The sequence below is a fragment of the Chloroflexus sp. genome (genome assembly GCF_034434295.1).
Lineage (GTDB): Bacteria > Chloroflexota > Chloroflexia > Chloroflexales > Chloroflexaceae > Chloroflexus.
Genome location: NZ_DAOTZQ010000125.1, coordinates 40,174 through 64,006, shown reverse-complemented (window position 1 = coordinate 64,006; position 23,833 = coordinate 40,174). Strand labels below are relative to the sequence as shown.

General features: G+C 56.6%; 11 protein-coding genes. 9 read left to right on the top strand and 2 right to left on the bottom strand.

Going from position 1 to position 23,833, the window contains the following annotated elements:
• A partial coding sequence (locus tag VAE57_RS16650; RefSeq protein WP_322822978.1) for an SdrD B-like domain-containing protein occupies positions 1–10,261 on the bottom strand: 10,261 nt, incomplete at its 3' end.
• Between the two features lie 38 nt (positions 10,262–10,299).
• Positions 10,300–12,219, bottom strand: a complete 1,920-nt coding sequence (locus tag VAE57_RS16645) for a hypothetical protein (protein ID WP_322822977.1) — start codon at positions 12,217–12,219, stop codon at positions 10,300–10,302.
• Between the two features lie 1,431 nt (positions 12,220–13,650).
• Between VAE57_RS16645 and VAE57_RS16640 the strand changes: the two genes are divergently transcribed.
• From VAE57_RS16640 to bchD, 9 genes are all read left to right on the top strand, one after another.
• Entirely contained in the window at positions 13,651–15,009 is a 1,359-nt protein-coding gene (locus VAE57_RS16640; protein WP_322822976.1) for a BCD family MFS transporter, read from the top strand.
• Positions 15,010–15,039: 30 nt separating this feature from the next.
• Entirely contained in the window at positions 15,040–15,861 is an 822-nt protein-coding gene (locus VAE57_RS16635; protein WP_322822975.1) for a class I SAM-dependent methyltransferase, read from the top strand.
• Entirely contained in the window at positions 15,858–16,349 is a 492-nt protein-coding gene (gene bchF, locus VAE57_RS16630) for a 2-vinyl bacteriochlorophyllide hydratase (protein WP_322822974.1), read from the top strand. The genes VAE57_RS16635 and bchF overlap by 4 nt, the downstream gene beginning before the upstream one ends.
• A gap of 60 nt (positions 16,350–16,409) precedes the next feature.
• Positions 16,410–17,399: a zinc-binding dehydrogenase gene (locus tag VAE57_RS16625; protein ID WP_322822973.1), complete on the top strand. Its 990-nt coding sequence runs from the start codon at positions 16,410–16,412 to the stop codon at positions 17,397–17,399.
• 52 nt (positions 17,400–17,451) lie between these two features.
• Positions 17,452–18,687, top strand: coding sequence for a chlorophyllide a reductase iron protein subunit X (locus tag VAE57_RS16620; RefSeq protein ID WP_322822972.1), 1,236 nt, complete (start codon positions 17,452–17,454; stop codon positions 18,685–18,687).
• Positions 18,688–18,893: 206 nt separating this feature from the next.
• On the top strand, positions 18,894–19,646 hold the full coding sequence (locus VAE57_RS16615) for a DUF169 domain-containing protein (protein ID WP_322822971.1): 753 nt from the start codon (positions 18,894–18,896) through the stop codon (positions 19,644–19,646).
• Between the two features lie 4 nt (positions 19,647–19,650).
• The gene (locus tag VAE57_RS16610; protein WP_012660441.1) at positions 19,651–19,845 is read left to right on the top strand and encodes a hypothetical protein; all 195 of its coding nucleotides are present in this window, start codon (positions 19,651–19,653) and stop codon (positions 19,843–19,845) included.
• Positions 19,846–19,983: 138 nt separating this feature from the next.
• Positions 19,984–21,096, top strand: coding sequence for a magnesium chelatase ATPase subunit I (gene bchI / locus VAE57_RS16605; RefSeq protein ID WP_322822970.1), 1,113 nt, complete (start codon positions 19,984–19,986; stop codon positions 21,094–21,096).
• Between the two features lie 54 nt (positions 21,097–21,150).
• Complete coding sequence (gene bchD / locus VAE57_RS16600) at positions 21,151–23,055, top strand: magnesium chelatase ATPase subunit D (protein ID WP_322822969.1); 1,905 nt, start codon at positions 21,151–21,153, stop codon at positions 23,053–23,055.
• Positions 23,056–23,833: the final 778 nt, after the last annotated feature.

Genomic DNA, 23,833 nt, shown 5'->3' with positions numbered 1-23,833 from the left:
TCACGTTGCCAATCCCGCTCTCACCCACATCTTGCACGCCGTTGCCGTTGACATCGTGCCAGACGACGTTGCCGACGCTGGCTGGCTGATAGAGACCCATATCCCAGGTCGGATCATTATCACCCGACGCGAGCGTAACAACCGTCGTCTGCCGTGAGATCGGGTTCACATCGCTGTCAATAGTGTTATTGCTGCCCTGATCCTGGGGGCTGATGTTGTAACCGGTCGGCAGGTTGAAGAGCAGGTAATAGCGCCCCGGTCTTAACCCGCTGAAGCTGTAATTACCACTGCTGTCGGTGAATGTCGCCGAGATGAAGACATCATCACCACCACCGATAACACCATCCGGGCCAACACTGTAGATTGCGACGGCAACACTCTGAATGCCCGACTCACCGGCATCTTGCAACCCGTTGCCGTTGGTGTCGAGCCAGACCCGATCACCAACACTGGCCGGTCGGTAGAGACCAGCGTCCCAGCTTAGGTCAATCTGCCCACTGACCAGCGTGAAGGTGGCAGTGCTGCCAGTGATCGTATTGGCATCCGAGTCCGCCGCGTCGTCCCCACCCTGATCGGCAGCAGTGAAGACGTAGCCGAACGGTAGATTGCTGAAGACTAGGTAGTAGTCACCGGGTGGCAGGTTGGTGAAGCTGTACGAGCCGTCTGCCGCCGTCGTGGTCGAATTGACCAGCAAGCCACTGGCCCGATAGAGCCTAACCGTCACGCCCCCAACCCCATTCTCGCCAATATCCTGCACGCCATCCCCATCCGTGTCTTCCCAGACGAAGTCGCCGATGCTGGCACGGTTGAAGACCCCCATATCCCAGGACGGGTCATTATCACCCGCAGCGAGCGTGATCAGCGGCGTCCGGCGGTTTACCTGATCAACATCGCTGTCAGTAGCGTTATCGCTGCCCTGATCTTGCGGACTGACATCGCTGTACCCGGTGGGTTGGGTGAAGATCAGGTAGTAATTGCCGGGCACGAGATGGCTGAAGCCATACATCCCACTCCCATCAGTGCTGGTTGTCGCCACCAGTGCATCATCGCCACCGCCAATGGCATTGTCAGGGCCGGCACTGAATAACTTCACACTTACCCCACCGATACCCGATTCGCCGGTTTCCTGAATACCATCGGCATCCTGATCGTGCCAGACCCGATCACCAAGGCGGGCATGACGGAAGAAGCCGAAATCAACCGTCAGATTGCCGTTATTGCCATCGCCGTCAGTGGTTGGTTCAGTACGGCGCACGAGCGTGACTGGTACACTGTCTACGTTGCCGCTACCACTGGTGGTACCGTTGTCATCGTTGTCGATGTCGCTATTGGGATCGGGGGCCGGTTCGTAGGAGCCGGTAGCCGATCCATTGGTACCGGTGCTCGACACAAAACCGGCCAGCGGCTGACCAGCACCAAACTGGCTGGCCGGAATGCGCACAATGTAGTTCCCCTCAATCAAATCGCTGAAGGTGTAGAGACCGCCACTCGCTGTTGTAGTGAATGCAACAAATTCACCTGCATCAACCTGGTTATTGCTGTTGCTGTCCAGGTAGAGTTCGATGCGCACACCATCAATCCCGACCTCGTCGCTATCGCGTTGGCCGTTGTTGTTCACATCGTTCCAGACCAGATTGCCCAGCGTGAGTGGCTCGAAGAAACCGAAATCGAGCGTCAGATTGCCGTTCGCACCATCACCATCAGTGGTTGGCTCGACCGACGGATTGAGCGAGATGACCCCGCTGACCACACCATTACTAGTATCGGTACCGTTATCATCGTTGTCACTGTTGTTGTCCGGATCAGCAGCCGGTTCATACGGCCCGGTCGCAGCACCATTGCTGCCCGTACTCGAGCGATGGCGGTAGAGCGGCTTTCCAATGGCAAAATTGCTATCCGGGATGACGACGATGTAGTTCCCCTGCTCTAAACCGGTAAAGGAGTAGTTACCGGTTGCCTCAGTTGTAGTTGATGCCACAAACTCACCTGAATCAGGTTGACCGTTATTGTTGCTATCGCGGTAGAGATCAACCTGAACACCGCTGATCCCACTCTCACCTCCATCAACCAGACCGTTATCGTTGCTGTCATACCAGACCAGATTCCCCAATGTCAGGCGGGGGTACAATCCCAAATCCCAGCGCAAATCGTTATTGTTCGTGGTACCGAGCACGATGTCGTCAGTTCGCAGCGAGGATGGATCAACATCCGAGTCGACAGTATTATCACCACCCTGATCCAGCGGACTGATTGCGTACTGCGCCGGTATGTCGCTGAAGACCAGGTAGTAGGTACCGGCAATCAGACGGTCGAAGAGGTAGCTGGTCGCGGCTGCTACTGATGTGCGCGTAATAGGCTGGATGCCGGACGTGTTGGGATCACCGTCAAGCGGCTGACCGGTTGTGGCATTGTAGATGGTGATCGTAACACCCGCAATATAGGTGATTTCGCCCGTTTCGCGTATTCCATTCCCATTGACATCGAGCCAGACCTGATCGCCAATCCGGGCATCATCAAACAGACCGAAGTCAATCGTGAGATTGCTGTTGGCATCAACAGCCGGATTGGTTACTCCAATCGGCATCGCTGCATCCGGTTCGCCAGTAGGCATTAAGCCGACACGCACGGTGAAGACCGGACTACGCTCATTATTACCGGTCGCAGTACCGTTGTCATCGTTATCCACCGTACTGCTATCAGGATCAAGTCCCGGTTCATAGGGACCACTGGCACTACCATTGACCCCAGTACTTGAGACGTTACTTGCATCCGAGACAACTTCTACGGCGTAATTACCACCATCGCGCAGACCACCAAACAGGTAACGTCCGCCGTTGCTAGTTGTGATGGTGGCGACCGCAGTTGTTTCACTGCCACTGATTACACCGTCATTATTAGCATCGTAGAGCAAGTTTACCGTTCTACCATTAGCATAGCCACCATTGATGTCTCCGGTATCAAAGACACCGTTGTTATTGAGATCGATCCAGACCCGGTTACCGATGGTCAGGCTGTAGAAGCCGAAATCGACGGTCAAATTGGTATTGCTATCGCCATCTTCACCGGTTGGTTCGCCGTCAAGGCTGAGGGTTACTGCGGTGCTGCGTACCCAATCCGTCGCCGCACCAGTCACTACACCCACATTTGGCCCGATCCCGTTATCATCGTTATCGATATCGCCATCGGGATCGAAAGCACTATCGGTCGCATTGCCATTATCACTGCTGCGGAAGAAGCGCAGTGCACCACCGGTGCCAAAATTGCTTGCCGGAATGACCACCAGATAATCGCCGGGGATCAGGTTGGTGAAGCGATAGTCTCCACCACCACCGGTCGTGGTAGTCGCCACCAGCGTATCGGTACCGGCATCGTAGCTACCATTCCCATTCGTATCACGGTAGAGCTGGACGGTTACACCATCAATCCCGGCCTCGTCGCTATCGCGTTGGCCGTTGTTGTTCACATCATGCCAGACCAGATTGCCCAGCGTCAGCGGGCGGAAGAAGCCGAAGTCAACGGTCAGATTGCCATTATTGCCATCGCTATCACCTGTTGGCTCATCTTGCGAGCGCAGGGTGATCATGGCCGAGCGAACAGCACCGCTTACATCGGTGGTACCGTTGTCATCATTATCAACGTTGTCGTCAGGATCAGGTGCTGCCTCGTTAGGACCGGTCGCGGAGCCGTTGGTGCCGGTGCTGGAACGGAAGGCCGGCTGATTACCACTCGGCCCAAGCGCAGTGCCACCTGCGAAATTACTGGCCGGAATCTCAACCAGATAATCTCCTGGATCGAGATCGGAGAAGTTGTAGAAGCCACCACCAGCAGTGGTCGTTGTGGCAATTGGGGTTTCTTCACTACCGTCAACGATACCGTTTCGATCTGCATCGTAGTAGAGATTGACAACCACTCCATCAATACCACTCTCGCCACTATCGAGCAGACCGTTATTATTGACGTCGTTCCAGACCCGATTGCCCAGATTCACCAGCTGGTACAAACCAGCATCCCAGCTTAGATCACTCTCGCCGGCGACCAGGTTTGTCACAGTGGTCTGACCGCTGGTGCGATCAGGATCGCTATCGGTGGTATCATCGCCACCTTCATCCTGCAGACTACGGACATAGCCGGTCGGCAGGTCAAAGACGAGATAGTAGTTGCCTGGAATGAGATAATCAAACCCGTAGCTGCCATCAGCAGCTGTGGTTATGGTCGCAATGAGCGTGTTGCCGGCATCGTAGAGCCGTACCGTCACGCCACCGATGCCTGTCTCATCGCCACCATCCTGCACACCGTCGGCATCGCGGTCGAACCAGACCAGATTACCGATGCTTGCCGGACGGAAGAGGCCGAAGTCAACCGTCAGGTTGCTGTTTTCGTTACGAGCCGGATCGGTAATGCTGCCCGGCAACGGATCGCTCTCGGCGGTCGGTTCACTATTGGGGGCCAGCCGCACGATGGTGCTGCGCACAACACCGCCGCTACGGGTACCGTTATCATCGCTATCGGTAGTGTTGGTATCGGCGTCAGGTGCCGGTTCATAAGCCCCGGTCGCACTACCGTTCGTACCCGTGCTCGACACATAGCCTGCCGGCAAAACGACTTCTACCAGGTAGTTACCCTGCACCAGACCACTGAAGAGATAGTAACCACCATTTGCGGTTGTCTTGGTGTCAACTGGCGTCGTTTCACCGCTATCACTGACGTCACCATCACCATTGAGATCGCGGTAGAGGTTGACGGTCACGCCATCGATCCCGCTTTCGCTGCCGTTGATCTGACCGTTGTTATCGGTATCTTCCCAAACCCGATTACCCAACGAGAGGAGCTGGTAGAGACCGGCGTCCCAGGTCGGATCATTCTCACCAGATTCGAGATCAATGGTTATTGTCGTAGCCGTTGCCGCAGTTCCTGTCGGCACGTCCGAGTCGGTGGCGTCGGTTGCTGCCGTGGCATCCCCAACCGTGAAGCCATATCCGTTCGGGCGAGTAAAGCGCACACGATAGCGACCGGGTTGCAGATCGGTAAAGCCGTAGCCACTGCTCCCACTGGTAGTCGTTGTGGTCAGTGTATCGTCGGCAGTACCGAAGGTACGGTCACGTCCGGCACCGATCAGCGCAACAGTGACATTCGCAAAGCCTGGCTCACCTGTCTCCTGGACGCCATCACCATCCAGGTCTTCCCAGACGAAATCGCCCAAACTGGCCGGAATCACCAGGCCGGCATCCCAACTCAGATCGTCCTCACCTGATTCGAGGGTAGTGGCGATCATCGCGCCGTTGCTATCCGCGTCGCTATCGTTATTGTCCGTTGCTCCGGCCACCTCGGTCGCCGTAATATCGCGATACGTGAACCTTTCGCCGGTTGGCGCAGTGACCGTAATCTGATAGCTCCCCGGTGCCAGATCGGTGAAGCTGTAGACACCACCGCCACTTGTCGTGGTCGTCAGGTTCACCAGGCTACCACTGCCGGTCGTACCGGTGAGGGTCACATTTACACCATCAATCCCAATCTCACCACTATCCTGTACGCCGTTGCCGTTGGTATCGCGCCAGACAAAGTTGCCGATGCTGGCGGGACGGTAGAGACCGGCATCCCAGCTCAGATCGCTCTCACCCGATTCGAGCGTGGTTGTAGCCATGACGCCTAAGGCATCAGTATCAGAGTCACCTGTATCATCACCCTGATTGGCAGCAGTGAAAACATACCCGGCCGGTGCACTGACACTTACCGTGTAGGTACCGGGCACGAGATTAGCGAACAGGTATGTGCCGTTGCTATCGGTTTGCGTCGTCAACGAGACGGAGTCACCGGCACCGGTGGTACCGTTCAGTGTCACGGTCACATTCGCCAGTACCGGCTCACCGGCATCCTGGCGACCGTTCCCATTGCGATCTTCCCAGACAAAATTGCCGATTTCAGCCGGTTGGTACAGACCTAAATCGTATTGCGGATTGTTACCCGACACCGGCGTGAACGGTGCCGTCTCGAAACTACTGTTGGCATCACTGTCGAGCTGATCATTGCCACCCAGGTCTTGCGGACTGCGCAGATAACCGGCTGGAATCTCGCTAAAGCGAATACGGTACGTCTCAGGGAAGAGATTGGTGAACTGGTAGAGACCATTGCTATCGGTGAAGGTGTAATCGAGTACGGTGCCATCACTATCACGCAGCAACTCGACGCGCACCCCAGGGATACCGGTGGTTTCATCACTATCCTGTATCCCATCAGCATCGCGATCAAGCCAGACGCGATCACCGACGATGATGGTCTCGAAGATACCGGCATCAACGGTGAGATTGGCATCGCCCGAATTCAAACGCACGATTCCTGTGTGCCCATCGAGCGGATTGGCATCGCTATCAGCAGTATCGTCACCACCCTGATCGACGCGGGTAAATGATCGATTGGCCGGTAGATTGCTGAAGACGACATAGTATTCGCCGGGTGACAGATTGGTGAAGAGATATTCGCCGTTGGCATCGGTCGTCTGCGTGGCAACCAGTGTTCCGTCGAGCGCAAAGAGCTGCACGGTCACTCCGCTCACACCACTCTCGCCCGAGTCTTGCACACCGTCAACATCGGCATCAAACCAGACCTGATTGCCCAGGCTGGCCGGGTTCAGCACACCCATATCCAGCGTGCGGTTGGATGTACTGGAGAGTAGTTCGACAATTGGCGTGCGCCGGTTGGCATCAACATCGCTATCGGTCTCGTCGGTGGCAACCACAGCATCGCGTGGGCTGAGCAGACTGTAACCGGAAGCCGCATCAAATTCGACGAAATACCGCCCGGGCTGGAGATTGTTAAAGAGGTATTCGCCATTGCTGTCGGTTGTGGTTGAGGCAACCGGCACATCATCGGCTGTGCCGGCCTGGCCATCGCTGCCCGGCTGGTACAACCTTACTTGCACGTTGGCCACTCCTGGCTCACCACCATCCTGCCGGCCATTGCCATTTACATCGTGCCAGACTCGATCACCGATACTGGCCAACTGATAGAGGCCGAGATCCCAGCGCAGATCGTTCTCACCGGCGCTCAACGTCGTCGATACGGTCTGGAACGTCGTCGAATTGACATCAGAGTCGGCATTATCATTCCCGCCCTGATCCTGGGGGCTGATGATAAAGCTGGCCGGTACCACGAACCGCAGGTAATAGTCACCGGCAAGCAAGTTTTCAAAGCGGTAGAAGCCGTCAACATCGGTCACCGTGGTGTTGAGAGGGTTGCCTGCGCTGTCGTAGAGCACAACCTGCACCCCTGGCACACCGGTTGTTTCACCCGCATCTTGAATACCGTTGGCATTCAGATCGAGCCAGACCCGATCACCGATACTGGCCGTCGGCACAATACCGAAGTCCCAGCTTGGATCATTCTCGCCTGGATCGAGGGTCGTAGTTGCCGTCTGGCGCGTGATGGGATCGGCATCGCTGTCAAGCGTATCATCGCTCCCCTGGTTCTGTGGACTGGCCCGATAACCGCCGGGCAGGCCGAACTCCACGTAGTAGTCGGCAGGGATCAGGTTAGTAAAGCTGTAGAAGCCACTGCTATTCGTGGTGGTGGTGGTCACCGGCACGCTGCTGCCCGGACGGTAGAGCCGTACCTGCACACCACCCACACCTGGCTCGCCAATGTCCTGAATACCGTTATTATTGGTATCACTCCAAACGCGATCACCGATGGATGCAAAGACAAACAGCCCCATATCCCAGTTGGGATCGTTCTCACCCGGCACTAGCTCAGTAATCGCGGTGCGACGGGTGGTAAGATCGGCATCGCTGTCGAGCGTATCATCGCCCTGATCGGTAGGCGATACGGCAAAACCGGCTAGTGGCGACCCAAACGCGACAAAATAGCGACCGGGCGGCAGATTGGTAAAACCATAATTGCCATTACCGTCAGTTGTTGTAGTATCCACCAGCTCATCATCGTCAGTACCCGCCACACCGTCGTAACCGGGCCGGTAGAGCTGTACCTGTACCCCACTCACACCCGGCTCGCCGATGTCCTGAATACCGTCATAATCAAGATCATTCCAGACTCGATCACCCAGACTGGCCGGTGTTGCGACCAGACCGGCATCCCAGCTCAGATCAATCTGGTTTGCGGCAAGCGTAATGACCGGCGTCAAACCGGCATTGTCAACGTCACTATCCAGGTCGTTGTTCGCACCCTGATCGGCAGTCGTGAAGCTGTATCCGGCAGGCAGATTGCTGAAGCGCACCTGGTAGGTACCGGCAACCAGCCCGCTGAAGCCGTACCGACCGGCGCCATCGGTCACCGTGATGGTTGGTTGCACACCGGATGTTATCGGATCGCTATCAATAGGATTACCACTGCCATCGAGCAGCTCAACCGTCACACCGGCAACCCCTGGTTCACCGGCATCTTGAATACCATTGCCATTCGTATCAAACCAGACCCTATCACCGAGCGCAGCGCCATTCACAAAACCAAAATCGAGGGTCTGGTTCCCATTCGTGCCATCACCATCACTGGTCGGCTCGCCGTTGATCGTGAGGGTAATCGGCTGTGAGCGAACGGTTGCACCAAACAGCGCACCATTATCATCGTGATCGACATTGGTATCGGGATCAGGGGCCGGATCATTCCCACTGCTCGAACGCATGCCGAAGAGAGCGCCACCCGGTGCAAAGTTGTCATCGTCAATCACCACAATATAGTCGCCGGCCACCAGATTCGTGAACTGATAATACCCGGCTTCACCGCTAACTGTTGCCGTCGTTGAGCTACCGACATACTCACCGGCATCGGGCTGGCCATTGCCGTTCACATCACGGAAGAGACTCAGGCGAACCCCGTTGATACCAGCTTCACCATTCTGCGGCTCGTAGCGACCATCATTATCGCGGTCATGCCAGACCCGATTACCCAGCGCGAGCGTACCCGCCAGCACTAGCAAACCGGCATCGCGGCTACGGTCGAACTGATTGACAGCCAGGGTGAAGACACCTGTGCGCCCAGTCATCGGATTCGCATCAGAGTCGAGTTGATCATTACTGCCACTATCGGCAGTCGTAAAATTCAGACCGGCAGGCAATACAAACTCAATGTAATAATTGCCGGCGCTTAAACCACTGAAGAGATAGTAACCGGGATTACCGAGCAGGTCGTCAGCCGTAACGGTTGTAGTAACTAACGTGCCACTCGCTGTATAGAGCTGTACCGTAACCCCATTCACGCCATCGCCCGGCGGCTCGTCTTGCACACCGTTGCCATTGCGATCAATCCAGACATAATCCCCGACTGCCGTGTCGGTGATCAATCCCACATCCCAGGTGTCATCATTTTCACCGGAGCTAAGGGTAGTCACTGCACTATAGTGCGTTGTCGGGCTAATATCTGAATCGCGGCTATCATCACCACCCTGATCAGGAGTGGTCAAGCCGTATCCAGGCGGAGGCGTGACGCGAATGTAGTAATCACCGGGCAGAATGTCGTCAGGATCGGAGAAGAGATAATAACCGGGATTTCCATCATTATCCGGGCCAGAGATAGTAAAGCCCACCCAGCGATCACCGATGCTCGGCCCGGCAACACCATCGGTGTCCTGGTAGAAGTCAATCCGTGCCCCGTTGACCCCAACCTCGCCGGTATCCTGCACACCATTCAGATTCGCGTCCAGCCAGACGTAGTTCCCATACGATGGCGGAATAACCGGCCCTCGCGCAATACCAACCCGTGGCGGTTCAGCCGCAAGCAACGGATTCCCATTGATATCAAAAGCGCGATAGCCGAACGTATTCCAGGCAATCTCACCCGGTGTACCACCCAGCGGTGCGCGCATCGGCCAGGTGATGACAATCGAGTCTTGCGGATAAAGCACGCGACTGCCGAAATCGATGCGCACCGACCGTACTGCCGTTATATCAGACGGTAGCACAGTAGACCACTGGGGATCGACACACCCCGGTGCATCAATCGGATCACCATTCGCATCGGTGAGACCAAGATCGGGATTACGGCAGGGGTTGTTGGTCGTGCTGTAATAGACAGTGGCACCGTCGGGCACCACAATCGGGCCGGCCAGGTAGGGTTGCCACTCGCTACCACGCGGATCGTTGAAGCGGACGACGCCAACATCACCGACCCACGGCAGAATATCGATGAGCACCAGATTGGTCAATGGCACCGAATTGGTATTGGTGATAATCAGTCGATAATCGGCCATGCCACCGGGTGTGGTCAAACCGGTATCGGGATCGCGCGTCCACTCGGTATCGAGCTGACCGAGCACCCACTTCGCCGAACTGGCATTTGCAGCCGCCGCCAGGCTCAGGCTGGTAATTGATGATGAACAGAGTAGCTCGGTAATATTGCCATCACCATCAACATCGTTGCTGTCGGGGTTTTGCTGACTGCACCGATCAATAAAGATTTCACCGGCAGGATTGGCAAAACTGGCCAGCGATGCCGTATTGTTGATGGTACCGGCCTGAGTTGCCGGATCGATCTGGGCCTCGAATCGTAACGTAAACGACGCATTCGGCGGCAGACTGTAGCTATCCAGCGCCAGCGCAGTAGAGTACGACCGGTACCATTAAAATCCTCAATCACGTCGAGTACCGGATCGGGGGCGCCTGCCGGACGGGAAACGACCGTTGCACTTCCCGGCACATAGATCAGAGCCGGCACCAGCAGATCGGCCAGCATCGGATTGACCAGATCGGCAGCCGAACTACCAACTGCGGTATTCGCCAGCGTAATCGTATAGGTGACCGTATCACCCGCATACGCCACCGCCGGACTCACCGACTTGGCGACTTCGGCGCGAGCACCCGGTTCGATGATGCGCGTGCGTGCCTCGTCAGTGCGAGTTGCCGTAAATCCATTGTAGGTAAAGGTACTGGTGGCCTGATTAACAACCACCCCATTGATCGGACTGGCGGTGACCACAGCACTGAAGTTATGTCCGGTCGCACTAAAACCAAACGGCAATGGATCGAGGTAGCGCCAGCGGATCGCCGTAATCTGCTCACCTAACCCCAAAGTCAGCGTTGTACAGCCACCACCGGTATTGGGCGCAATATTCACACAGCTTGTGGTCGTGAATGGACTCCCAGGCACGGCAGTGAAGGTAGAATTGAGATTAGTCGTGTACTCCAGCTCAACCCGTACCCCGGCAATATTGCCGCCGGCAGCGGTAATCCGGGTCACCTGCAACTCTGGTGGTACCGGATCGGTCACCACGACATCATTTAATGGGGTGGTGCCGGTATTGACCGTGTTGAAGGTGTAGGTCACTGTATCGCCAACCAATGCCGTGGTGGGGCCATTCTTGGTGAAACCATAACCGGGCGTGGGCGGTTGAATCCGGCGCACATCGTCATCGGTGAGCGTTATCGTTACCGAGCCGGCCTGGGCGGTCACATCCATCACATTCCGCACTTCAGTACCGACAGTGAAGGTAGCAGATGGAAAGATCACCGTCACCGTGCGTGTGGCACAAAGGCTACCCGGCACCGTCAGGCTGGTCGGCGGCCAGGTAACGGTGTTGGTAGCACCATTGAAAGTACCACCATCGGAAGCACTGACAAACGTAACACCGGCTGGCAGGGTATCGGTAATCTGGACATTGGTCAGGTTCAATGCACCAGAACCGTTATTGGGGATACACACCTGAAGCTGATAGGTTGTTGGCACATCAGGAGCACCACCGGAGACAAAGGTCTTGGTAACGACCGCGTTCGGCTCAGCGCGGGCGGTGATCGTCAGCGGGTTCGAGAGATCGGGAGGCGCGGTTGTCGAGCGCATCTCGGCCCGGAGAGTAGCCGTAGTACCGTCGGGCGTGCTGCCGGCAGGAAAACGCACCCGTAATTCCAATCGACCGCTGTCACCAGCGGCCAATGGCGCATTGAACGTCCAGGTGACGGTGCGGGTGGCAGGATTATACGACGACGACGTTCCAGCACCCAGTGCCTGCACGTCGCCGGCACCACCGGCCAGGGTTGATGGCAACACTACCGTCACTGTGGCATTCTCACAGGGCGTGTTCAGCACACTCGAACAGCTATAGTCAACATTGATGACCGACCAGTCACCGCTGTTAACGACAGGAAAATTGGTGCTGAGTACTACATCAGTCGTGGCATTAGCAAAAGCGACATCCGGGCGTAGCCCTGCCAAAACCACGGAGAGGATCAGCAACAGGCTAAGCAGCGTGCGACGAACGGCAACGATGTTCTGGCGCAACATAGGTTCAACCTCAAATAAGAATAAGTGCATAACCCGGCAACACCGAAGTGCAACCGAAAAGTCATAATGAAGTATATCGACAGCACGAACCAGAGCATTACCACTTGCTATGACCTAAAGAGCTGCACCTCTCTTTTGTAGGGAAAGTGGTTTTATATCACCTCCGATGTAGCGTGGATGGCATATCACCAAAGAGGCACAGAGGGCACAGAGGATATGATGATCCTGCATCACCCTCTACGATCACCACAGAGGACATAGAGGCAGCTTATCGGGTAGTGTTCGGTCTTTACCGTGCATCACTGCTGATGTCACTCACCAGTGTTCGTCAACCCGGTGATGAGGGACATCGCTCCAGGGGGAGACTCGCGCTGGCGCTTGTCTATCGCCTGGACAACCGTCACGGGCCGAGCGGGAAAGGCGACTAACGGGCTGGCTGGAAGCCTGCTCCACGATCTACGCTACTGAATCACTCGCAGTCAGCTAAGCCAGACGGCCAAGCCCTACGCACCGGCATCCCCGTGACCAGCGGAGACACCCCTACAACCCGCTCCGGATCGTGAGCGCGGCTGACGCGGCAGCATGGCTGCCGCACGCCATACCATGCGACACAGCCAATCCGATCTGGCAACGGTCTCCCCGTGACCAGCGGAAAAACCACTACAATCCACACCTGATCGTGAGGGCGGCTGGCGCGGCAGCATGGCTGCCGCACGCCATACGACGCGACAAGGGCAACCTGATCTGGCAACGGTATCCGTTCTGAACCGTGAGACTACGGTTTGCAGAGCGGAAACGCTGATTCTGCGCATTCATGCTCATAACAATCATAGAGTTGATGTGCGCCGGAGGCGCACGTTCCCAAGGGAACTCAGTCGGTGCGCACCAGAGGAGCGTACCCCCAGGGTATCTCGGTCGGTGCGCACCAGAGGAGCGTACCCCCAGGGTATCTCGGTCGATGCACACCGGAGGCGCACGCTCCCAAGGTATCTCTACAGGTCTTGTCACCCTGTGCAATAATCAGGGATTTCGGGTAGAGAATTCATAACCATGGCGGGCATCAATTACTTATTGCAATACTTCCATGTACTATGCAATTGACAATCATACATTGTCAATTGAGGTTTCAGACATCTAATAGGTCATTTTGAAGGGAAAATCAGTACTACCAGCCCGATCCACGCCATCATTTAAGACATATATGCAAATTTTTGAAGTTGACAAGCGATTGCACAAATTTTGCAAATATTGCATATGTCTGTTCTATATGCTATACTCACGCTGAACGAAATATCCCGAACACCTCAACATATCCAGGAAGGGTCGCCGAGTCTGCCGGAAGCAATGGGTAAGACGCCCTGAAAAAATGTAGTGCAAACTCTGTGCTACACGTTGGTTCGCCTTTGACAAAGAACTAGAAAGGTGTGCGCAATGGGCCTGCTCCGTTTCGCCGTCAAGGCCTTTCGCCTCTCGCTGATGCGGGTAGGCGCCGGATGGATGTTTGCCCTGCTCACGTTCAACTTTAACCGGGTATCAATTTCAGACCTCGGCGCAGTAGCGGTGATTGTTACCACCCTGATTGGTCTGCACCACTTCATCTCGTTCTTTCAGGTGTACTGGGGACGATTCACCGACCGTTATCCCATCTTCGGGTTACGTCGCACACCTTACGTTATTTTATCGAACGTAGGCGCTGCCCTTATCTTCCTCGCCTTGCCGGGTATTGCTATCGGCCTGGGTGAGCGCTCCTTCATCGCAACGGTTGAAGCCTTTGCCCTGATCTTTCTATTCGGTGTGCTGATGGCGATGAACGGCAGCTCATCGAACGCACTCATTGCCGAGGTCACCACACCGAAAGAGCGTGGGGCCGTCGTTGCCTTTATCTGGGCCACGGTAATTATCAGCGGTATCGTCTCGGCGGGTATTTCGCGCGTGATTATGCCGGTCTATTCACCGGAGGCGATGCAGCAGCTTTATAACCTGACCCCAATTATTGTGACTGTCACTGTGTTGCTGGGCGTGATCGGGATGGAGAAGCCCATCGCGAAGGAAGAGCATCGCAAGCTGCTGGAGCAGGCTCCAGAGAAGGGTGAAGCCGGGCCGCTGGAGACCTGGCGGGTTGCTACCGGTCTGATGAAGCGGAATCCCCAGGTGCGTGGCTTTTTCGCCTTCGTGCTGCTGGCAATTCTCGGTATCTTCCTGCAAGATGCAATCCTCGAACCGTTTGGGGCTGAGGTGTTCGGCATGCCGCAGAAAGACACGGCTGCATTCCAGCAAGCCTGGGGGGCCGGTGCCCTGCTTGGTATGCTCGGCATTGGCATTCTCTCCAGTATCTTCCCCATCCAGAAGAAGACTATCGCCACTCTCGGCGGCCTCGGTGTAGCCGGTGGGCTGGCAATGTTGATGATTTCGGCCATCACCCTGCACCGCGAAATCATCAGCCCGGCACTACTCATTATGGGGTTGGGTATTGGTCTCTTCAACGTTGGTGCGCTGGCGATGATGATGGAGATGACCGTTGAAGGGCAGGCCGGTCTGTATATGGGGATGTGGGGTATGGCACAAGGTCTTGGCAATGGGTTTGCCAATGTGATCAGTGGTCTTGGTCATACAGTGATGATCGAAGGTGGTCTGGTCACGCCAGCAATCGGCTATGGACTGGTGTTCGGGTTGGAGGCCCTGCTCATGGTGCTGGCTATCGGTATCTTGCGCGGTATTTCGGTACAGGAATTCAAGGGCCTGACCCGCCAGGAGATTACGACTGCGCTGGCAATGGATACGGCATCATAGCTTGCAGCGCCTGGAGAGAAGAGACCTGGCATGCCGTTACCGATCACATTTGATCAAATTGCTGATGTGTACGATGCGCAACGTGCGCATCCCGCCGAGGTATCGACCACGATTGGGCAGGCCATCATCGATCAGGTCGGCAGTGGGGCACGAGTGCTGGAAATCGGGATCGGGAGTGGGCGTATTGCCCTGCCGGTTGCCGCTGCCGGTGCCACTGTCATCGGGATTGACATCTCGGCAGGTATGTTGCACGTTGCCCACCGACGGGTCACCGAGACCGGCACACCACTTCATCTAGTGCAGGCCGATGCGCAATACCTTCCCTTTGCCACGGCAACCTTCGATGCGGTGCTGGCGGTACACGTGCTTCATCTGCTCCCGAACTGGCGCACCGGCCTGGCTGAGATGGTGCGCGTGACTCGCCCCGGCGGTGTGATCATCCAGGGCATTGACTGGCGCGATCCGGCATCATGCGTGGGTCTGCTACGCGGGCAACTACGGCAGGCGGTGATGGATTTGCTCCCCGGTGCCCGTCCACCAGGCGCAGGGGCAGCAGTAAGCCAGCATCTGGCGAAGCTGGGCGCACCGGTGGTTGCAGAAGGCATTGTTGCGGCACGCTGGCAACGTACGCTGAGTCCCGCAGAGGTTATTGCCGGTATGGCAGTGCGCAGCGATGCAGAAACATGGGCATTGAGTGATGAGGTATTGCAGGCAGCTATTGAGCGTGTCCAACGTTGGGCTGTGCAGCAATGGCCTGATCTCAACGAGACACAAGAAATCGAACATCGATTTCTACTCACCGTGAGTCGCGTTAACGCAGTACCGGCTAACGATCAACCTGGAGGAAGATGATGTATACTCCCGAACAACTGGAACGCCGCAACCGATCACCCTGGACGAAAGCCCAGTTCATCCTGGCCCCTATCCAGTTCATCGTGTTCATCATCAGTTTTGCCCTGGTTATCCGCTATCTCGCCACTGGAGAGGGGTATTGGATTGCGACAGTGAGCGTGTGGATCAAGATTGCATTGATCTGGGCCTTGACCATCACCGGTATGCTGTGGGAACACGACATCTACGGTAAGTATTTCATGGCCCGCGAGTTCTTCTGGGAAGATTTGGGTAACCTGATCGCTATTCTGACCCACAATGCCTATTTCGTTGCCGTATGGCTGCACCTCGACAGTCGCACGGTTATGTGGGTGATGGTTTTCGCCTACGTCACATATTTTTTCAACGCCGGTCAATTTCTCTGGCGTGGCATCCGTTCGGCAAAGGAACGGCGTCTGTTACAGGCGCAATTGCAGGCACAATCGGCAGGTGCGGCTAAAACATCATAACACCAACCGATTCTCTGGGTGAAGATTACGCTGCGGCGTACTAGAAAGCGGATCGACTGTATGCCGATCAAGTCACGAGCAGTAGTTATTCCAAAGCGAAACACAATCGAGATTCGCACGGTGCAGGTCAACGAACCAAAGGCTGGCGATGTGCTGATCAAGACCGCCTTTACGTCGATTAGCGCCGGTACCGAACGGATGTTGCTTGATGGCCGGCTGCCCCAGCCCCAACTGCTCTTCCCGGTTGTGCCCGGCTACGAGACGGTTGGACAGGTGGTGCAGGTTGGTAGTAAAGCGCCGAAAGAGCTGCTTGGTCAGTGGGTGTATATCGGCGGTGCCCGTTGCTTCCGCGGTGTCAATGCAGCCTGGGGTGGACAGAGTGAGTACATTACCGCCGAACACGAACGAGTTGTACCCCTTGGTTCGCTCGATCCGGCAACCGGGGTGTTGCTGGCCCTGGCCGCCACAGCACTGCACGGTATCAAAATCGGCCAGATTCGCCGCAGCGATCGGGTACTGGTTTTGGGGCAAGGTATTGTCGGGCAACTGGCAGCCCGGCTGGCCAAATATGCCGGCGCCCAGCATGTTGCCGTCGCCGACCGCGTAGCAGTGCGCTTACAAGCCAGCCAGGCCGACCAGGTTATTGATGTTACCCGCGAGTCGCTTGACGAAGCTATCGGCGAAGCCAAGGTTGATGTGCTGATCGAGGCCACCGGCTCGATGGGTGCGTTGTCGGGAGCATTACCGCTCCTGGCCAATCATGGACGAGTCGTGTTATTGGGCTACTACGACCACATCAACATTCCCTATGCCCCGGTCTTTATGCGTGAGGCGCAGATTCTGGTCGCACGCGAGTGGGAATTCGGCCCCGACGGTGATCTGCCACGGGTACGCGATTTACTGGCTAATGGCGATCTGCAGGTTGATGGTCTGTTAACCCATCAAGTCCCGCTCGAACGCATTCAGGCTGCTTATCGCCTGGCCCTGGAAGACCCGGCCTGTTTGAAGGTTGTTGTCACGTGGCCGCAAAACGGTGCCGACGCAGCGTAGTACTCACTTGCAGAGAAGCAGTGCGCATCAGCCTGGAAAGAGAGATGGCTCTATGCCCGCCCATCCAAAAACGAAACAACCAGGTTCAACAGCACGAATGCTCGCCGTCTACGGCAAAGGCGGTATGGGGAAGTCATTCTTCACCACTAATCTGGTAAGCAAGCTGGCCCTGTTGGGGAATCGCGTGCTTCAGCTCGGTTGCGATCCCAAACACGACAGTTGTAATGCGTTGTTCGGCGGTATCAGTCTACCCACGCTCGGTGATGTCTGGCGCGAGTTCAAAGAGGCCGGACGCGAAGAGGAGCTGGCCGCCCATCACGTCATCTTTAAGACCACCATCATGAATGGTGCAGCAACTGTCTATGGCTGTGAGATTGGCGGACCAGAAGTGGGGCGCGGCTGTGGTGGACGTGGAATCACGTTCGGCTTTGATATGCTCGAAAAGTTCGGCCTCAGCCAATGGGCGCTCGACTATGTGGTGATGGATTTTCTCGGCGATGTGGTCTGTGGTGGGTTTGCAACACCTCTCTCACGTTCACTGGCCGAAGAGGTCATCATTCTCTGCGGGAACGACCGGCAAAGCCTCTACGCTGCCAACAACATTGCCAGCGCGGCCAAATACTTCGCCAGTATGGGTGGGCGCACCAAACTGCTGGGGCTGGTGGTCAATCGCGACGACGGTAGCGGTGTGGCGGCCCGCTTCGCCGAAAAGATCAATCTGCCAGTGCTGGCCAGTATTCCCCTGGATCGTAAAGTGCGCGAGCTAGCCGATGCCTGTCAGTTAGCTTTGCAAGAGCCGCGTTTTGATGCTCTCTTTGACCGACTGGCGCGTCAGATCATCGACCGCACGTTGCCGACGGTCAAGATGGAAGAGGTACGACCCCTTCCATACAAAGAATTTCTCAGCGTCTTTGGAGCCGAAGAGCCAGATATTACGCCGACCGGAGCAACCGCTGAAGAATTGTTCGGTGACCACCAGGTACGCCAGCCAGCGCCGGTGATCACGCTTGGCCTGATGGAGCGAGCCGTCGGCGAGAAGCCAGAGATGGATGCCCCAACCCGGCTGGTTGTCACCCGGTTGCTCAAAGAACTGGGTATGTACGTCACCGAAGCCAACCACGATCCGAAGAAGGGCATGACATTAACTATCGATGGGCATACGACGGTGTGTATGGGCAACACCGACGATCTGGACAGCAAGATTGCCATCCTGGCGGCCTTGCAGCGTTCAGGTGAGCCATTCCGCTACGTTGATCTGCGCCGACCGGCCAGCCCGTTCTACCGGTAAGCGGGCGCAGCATTGTAACCGCAGGTTGGATGATGGAGGTGGGCAATGTGGCTACGCCTTGCCAGACAAACCACTGAGTACCGGGTCGCGCCGCTCAGGTTACGGATACGCTGGTGGATCGAGGGATGGATATGGCGCTGGGGCCAGACTACGGCAGCACTGCATGCGGAAAGCCCCGATCTGCAAAATCCGCTGTGGAGGCGCTGATGAGTGACCAGGATGAAATCCCCGATCTGAAACTGCTCAATCGCCTCCTGGTGGAACGGATGCGGGTCAAACGGCGACCGGTCGCAATCACCTATTGTTACGATGGGCCACCACCGGGATACGAGCCGGTCAATGTGGTCGCCTGTGCAATTGTCCGTGAAGCCGAACAGGGGCGGCGCGTGTATGTCGATGCAAACCACCATGACTGTTGGGTAGGGCAGTACCACCTCGGTTTCAATCCCGATCCGGGGCCGTACATTACTCAGGGTATTTATCTGACCGATGCGCAGGGCTTTTACACACCGGAAGCTGCGGCGTGCAATAAACAGCAAAGCTACTCGTTACCGGCAGGAATGATCAAGGCACTGGCGGCGGCACCACTCGACGATGTGCCAGATGGAGTGCGGGTTGATCTGATGGTCTGCGTGGTTGATCCACAACGGGCAATGCAGATTGCCGGTGCAGCCAGTGTGCGCATCGGGACATTTCCGGTCGGTGAGCTGGGTGCCAGTGCGTGTGCCTCAATTTTTGCTGCACCCTGGCACACCAAAAATTCAGTGTTTGCCATTGGTGACGGCGGCGGACGAATGCATAATCGGCTCGATCCGAGTGAAATGTTCGTTTCCATCCCGCGATCACATTTGCGCTACGTGGTAGAATTAATAGAGAACTTCCGTATCGATCCGCAGAAAATGCGTGAAGTCATTATGCCGTCGTATGCTGCAAAAGCTCAACAGTCGCGAGAGGAGTGAACCTATGCCAAGCGGACTCGGAGAAGCCACCCAAATGATTGGTCCGTTGACGCCGGCAATCCTGTGTTGGGCCAGTTTGATTTTGACCGTTCTGGGTCTTGGTCTGACGTTCTTGTGGACGAATATCACTGCCTACGCACGTCGTACTCGCACCGGACGCAAGCCGACGGCCGGCTCCGTGATTAAATCACAGCGTTAGACCGGCTTCACACAGGATAACGGAATACCGTCGCCAGGAAGGAAGCACAGCATAGTTCTGTCCGTCCTGCCTGGTCTGGTTCGTTGCAGGCAGGCTGCTTCACGCCTGCCATTTTATTGTGCAAAAAGGTAACGCCAGATGAGCAAAGAACACGAGCAAACAATCGCAACCGACGACGTATCGAAGAATGGACACACCCCACCGACAAACGCCTCAACACCTCCCTACCCGTTTGTGGCAATTGTTGGTCAGGCTGAGTTAAAGCTGGCGCTATTGCTATGTGTGGTCAACCCAACTATCGGCGGCGTGATGGTGATGGGGCATCGCGGGACGGCCAAATCAACCGCTGTGCGGGCGCTGGCGGCTATGTTGCCACCGATCAAAGCGGTTGCCGGCTGTCCGTATTCGTGCGCACCCGACCGCACGGCTGGTCTGTGCGATCAGTGTCGGGCGTTAGAACAGCAGTCCGGTAAAGCGAAAAAGCCTGCGGTGATAAATATTCCGGTGCCGGTGGTAGACCTACCCCTCGGTGCTACTGAAGATCGCGTCTGCGGTACCCTCGACATTGAACGGGCGTTGACTCAGGGTGTACAGGCATTCGCCCCTGGCCTGCTGGCCCGCGCCAATCGCGGCTTTCTCTATATTGATGAAGTGAATCTACTCGAAGACCATCTGGTTGACGTGTTACTCGACGTCGCGGCGTCAGGCGTCAACGTGGTAGAACGAGAGGGTGTCAGCGTACGCCACCCGGCCCGCTTCGTACTGGTAGGATCGGGCAATCCTGAAGAAGGCGATCTGCGTCCCCAGCTCCTCGACCGGTTCGGTCTACATGCCCGCATCACCACCATTACCGATGTGAGCGAGCGGGTCGAGATCGTCAAGCGTCGACGTGAATACGACGCCGATCCGTTTGCGTTTGTTGAAAAATGGGCGAAAGAGACCCAGAAACTACAACGTAAAATCAAGCAAGCCCAACGGCGCCTACCAGAGGTGATCTTGCCCGATCCGGTGCTCTACAAGATTGCCGAACTGTGCGTCAAACTTGAGGTTGATGGTCACCGCGGTGAACTCACCCTGGCCAGAGCAGCAACCGCCCTGGCCGCCCTCGAAGGTCGGAATGAGGTCACCATACAGGACGTGCGCCGAATCGCGGTACTGGCATTGCGCCATCGGTTGCGCAAAGACCCGCTCGAAACCCAGGACGACGCGGTACGGATTGAGCGCGCCGTTGAAGAGATTTTGGTACCGTAACGCGACGTGAGCCTGGTAACATTATCATCACAGTCGCTGTTGAAGGAACCTGATATGGTGCAAAAAGCCACTGCATTACCGGCAGCGTCTCTGCCATTCACAGCAATTGTTGGCCTGGATACGGCCCGGCAGGCGCTGCTGTTGCTGGCAGTTGATCCATCACTGGCCGGGGTTGCGATTGGGGCCGGCGCCGGCACCGGTAAAAGCGCCCTGGTACGGGCTTTTGCCCGTATGCTGGCCGGTGGTCGTGAATTTGACCCAACCATCCCCTGGCAGTTGGTCGAGATGCCGGTCGGCGTGAGCGAAGATCGACTGCTAGGGGGGATAGATATTGAAGCAACCCTGGCGACGGGTGAGCGTGTCCATCGCAGTGGCCTGCTGGCCCGTGCCAATGGCGGCATGCTCTACGTAGATAGTGTGAATCTACTCGATGACAGCACGATCAACCATATTTTGAGCGCACTCGATAGCGGTGTCGTGCGGGTCGAGCGGGAGGGGATTTCGGTCGTTGAACCGGCACGCTTCGTACTGCTGGTAACTTACGATCCGGCAGAAGGACCACCTCGTCGTCACTTGCTCGACCGTCTGGGCTTGATTGTGGCACCGATTGGGAAAGCGCCGGCAACCACCAGAGCCGAAGTGGTGCGCCGTAACTTGCAACCCAGTACTGATTATGAAGATGACGAAGCGCTGGTATTAGCCGGCATCCTGGCTGCGCGCGAGCTATTGCCGACGGTCAGAATCAGCGATGATCAGATTCAGCAATTGAGCCTGACAGCGATGGCGCTCGGTATTGAAGGTCATCGCGCCGACCTGTTTGCAGTACGTGCAGCCCGCGCCGCCGCTGCGCTGGCCGGACGGGAAGAGGTGAATAACGACGATCTCGAACTGGCAGTACGATTGGTCATGCTGCCACGCGCCACCCGACTCCCCGAAATGACGCCGGAAGAGGCCGGACCACCGCCACCGCCGGAACCGGCACCACCTCCGCCATCACCAGAGAATAGTGACGATGAGCAGCGCGACGATGAAGAGGAAAAACCACCGCAGCCGCCTGAAGACGAGCTGACCATCGAAGAGCTGATTCTGGCGGCGATGGAGACTGATGTGCCGCCAGATATTCTCGAAACACCGTTTACCGTGCGGCGACGAGGACGAAGCGGCTCACGTGGCACAATTTCGGGTCAGCGCGGGCGACATATCCGTTCGGTGCCGGGGAAACCGGCTCAGGGACGGCTCGATGTCATTGCCACACTGCGGGCAGCCGCACCATGGCAACGGATTCGGGCAGCGGAATACCACCCCCACCGACGCGGGCGCATCCATTTGCGTGCCGATGACTTGCATATCAAGAAATATCGCTCGAAGGCAGGAACGCTCTTCTGCTTTCTGGTTGATGCCAGCGGTTCGATGGCGCTCCACCGGATGCGCCAGGCCAAAGGAGCGGTTAATGCCCTCTTGCAACAGGCCTACGTACACCGTGACCAGGTAGCGTTGCTGGCATTTCGTGGAGAGCGCGCCGACCTGCTACTCCCCCCATCACAAAGCGTCGAGCTAGCCAAACGCGCCCTCGATGTCTTGCCAACCGGTGGTGGTACCCCACTGGCCGCAGCCCTCCTCGCTGCGTACCAGATTAGCGAACAGGCCCGCTCACGAGGCATCTTCCGCACAACTATCGTCTTGATCACCGATGGACGGCCAAACGTCCCGCTCAAAGCCGATCCGACGATGGACAAAACACGGCGGCTCGAACAGGCCCGGCAAGAAGTGCAGCAGCTGGCTGGTCGGCTGCGTGCCGCCGGTGTTGGCGCAGTTGTGATCGACACCCAGCGCAGCTTTGTGTCGCGTGGTGAAGCACAACAACTGGCGGCCTGGTTAGGCGGACGTTATGTCTACTTACCCAACGGACGAGGTGATCAGATTGCTAACGCGGTAATTGCTGCCAGTGAGGAGGATTAAAACTGTAGAGAGAGGCTCCTGGGGTTGACATCATCAAACCGGCATACACCATCTGAACCGGCGTGTACCGAACAGCCGCGATGCCGCGCCAGAAGCATGAGGTGTAGGGGCGACACGGTTGTCGCCCCACATTTGTGCATAAGCACACCCTCTTCGCTTGTGAGGAGGGTATGATATCAAATCTCAACCAATACCGTACATCATCGCTGCGACATCAATCGTCATCAGTCATCCCTTTCACCGTGTTTTGTTGCGTTGTTAGCGATGCATCGGTGCAGTTCCCCGTGGGGCGGACTTCCAGCCCATGTTCATGCTTCCCTTTCACCAGGGTCACGTACTGGCGAGGGAAACCGCCACGACCCGCGCATGATTGTGAGCACGATTGGAGCGGCAGCGTGGCTGCCGCACTCCAAACGATGCGCCATGGGCAACACTGCCTGGCAACGGTATTCTCTCTGAAACGTGCTCCCACTACCTGCGGAGTGACAATGCCGGTTCTGCGCGTCTGTGATCAGGGGTGGTGCCGGGGCGCTTGTCGGATCACGGATGATGAACGCTATGACACCAGATTTGGAATGATTGGTATCATCAGTTGCCCTCGGCCCACCATCTTACCCTAACGCAGGAGTGACAATGCACACTGCTGACGACCGGCGAGTCTTCCCATCGCGGTCCAGGATGAATCGGCGCGGCTGCACAGACGCATGGCTTCCGTATCCCATACGGCGATGATGAATCAGCGTGCACAGGTAGGTTTGGCAGTCTATTCGATGGCAGA

Excerpts from the sequence above, each read along its gene's own strand:
- VAE57_RS16645 (WP_322822977.1), bottom strand. The coding sequence starts at position 12,219 with ATGTTGCGCCAGAACATCGTTGCCGTTCGTCGCACGCTGCTTAGCCTG.
- VAE57_RS16640 (WP_322822976.1), top strand. The coding sequence starts at position 13,651 with ATGGGCCTGCTCCGTTTCGCCGTCAAGGCCTTTCGCCTCTCGCTGATG.
- VAE57_RS16635 (WP_322822975.1), top strand. The coding sequence starts at position 15,040 with ATGCCGTTACCGATCACATTTGATCAAATTGCTGATGTGTACGATGCG.
- bchF (WP_322822974.1), top strand. The coding sequence starts at position 15,858 with ATGATGTATACTCCCGAACAACTGGAACGCCGCAACCGATCACCCTGG.
- VAE57_RS16625 (WP_322822973.1), top strand. The coding sequence starts at position 16,410 with ATGCCGATCAAGTCACGAGCAGTAGTTATTCCAAAGCGAAACACAATC.
- VAE57_RS16620 (WP_322822972.1), top strand. The coding sequence starts at position 17,452 with ATGCCCGCCCATCCAAAAACGAAACAACCAGGTTCAACAGCACGAATG.
- VAE57_RS16615 (WP_322822971.1), top strand. The coding sequence starts at position 18,894 with ATGAGTGACCAGGATGAAATCCCCGATCTGAAACTGCTCAATCGCCTC.
- VAE57_RS16610 (WP_012660441.1), top strand. The coding sequence starts at position 19,651 with ATGCCAAGCGGACTCGGAGAAGCCACCCAAATGATTGGTCCGTTGACG.
- bchI (WP_322822970.1), top strand. The coding sequence starts at position 19,984 with ATGAGCAAAGAACACGAGCAAACAATCGCAACCGACGACGTATCGAAG.
- bchD (WP_322822969.1), top strand. The coding sequence starts at position 21,151 with ATGGTGCAAAAAGCCACTGCATTACCGGCAGCGTCTCTGCCATTCACA.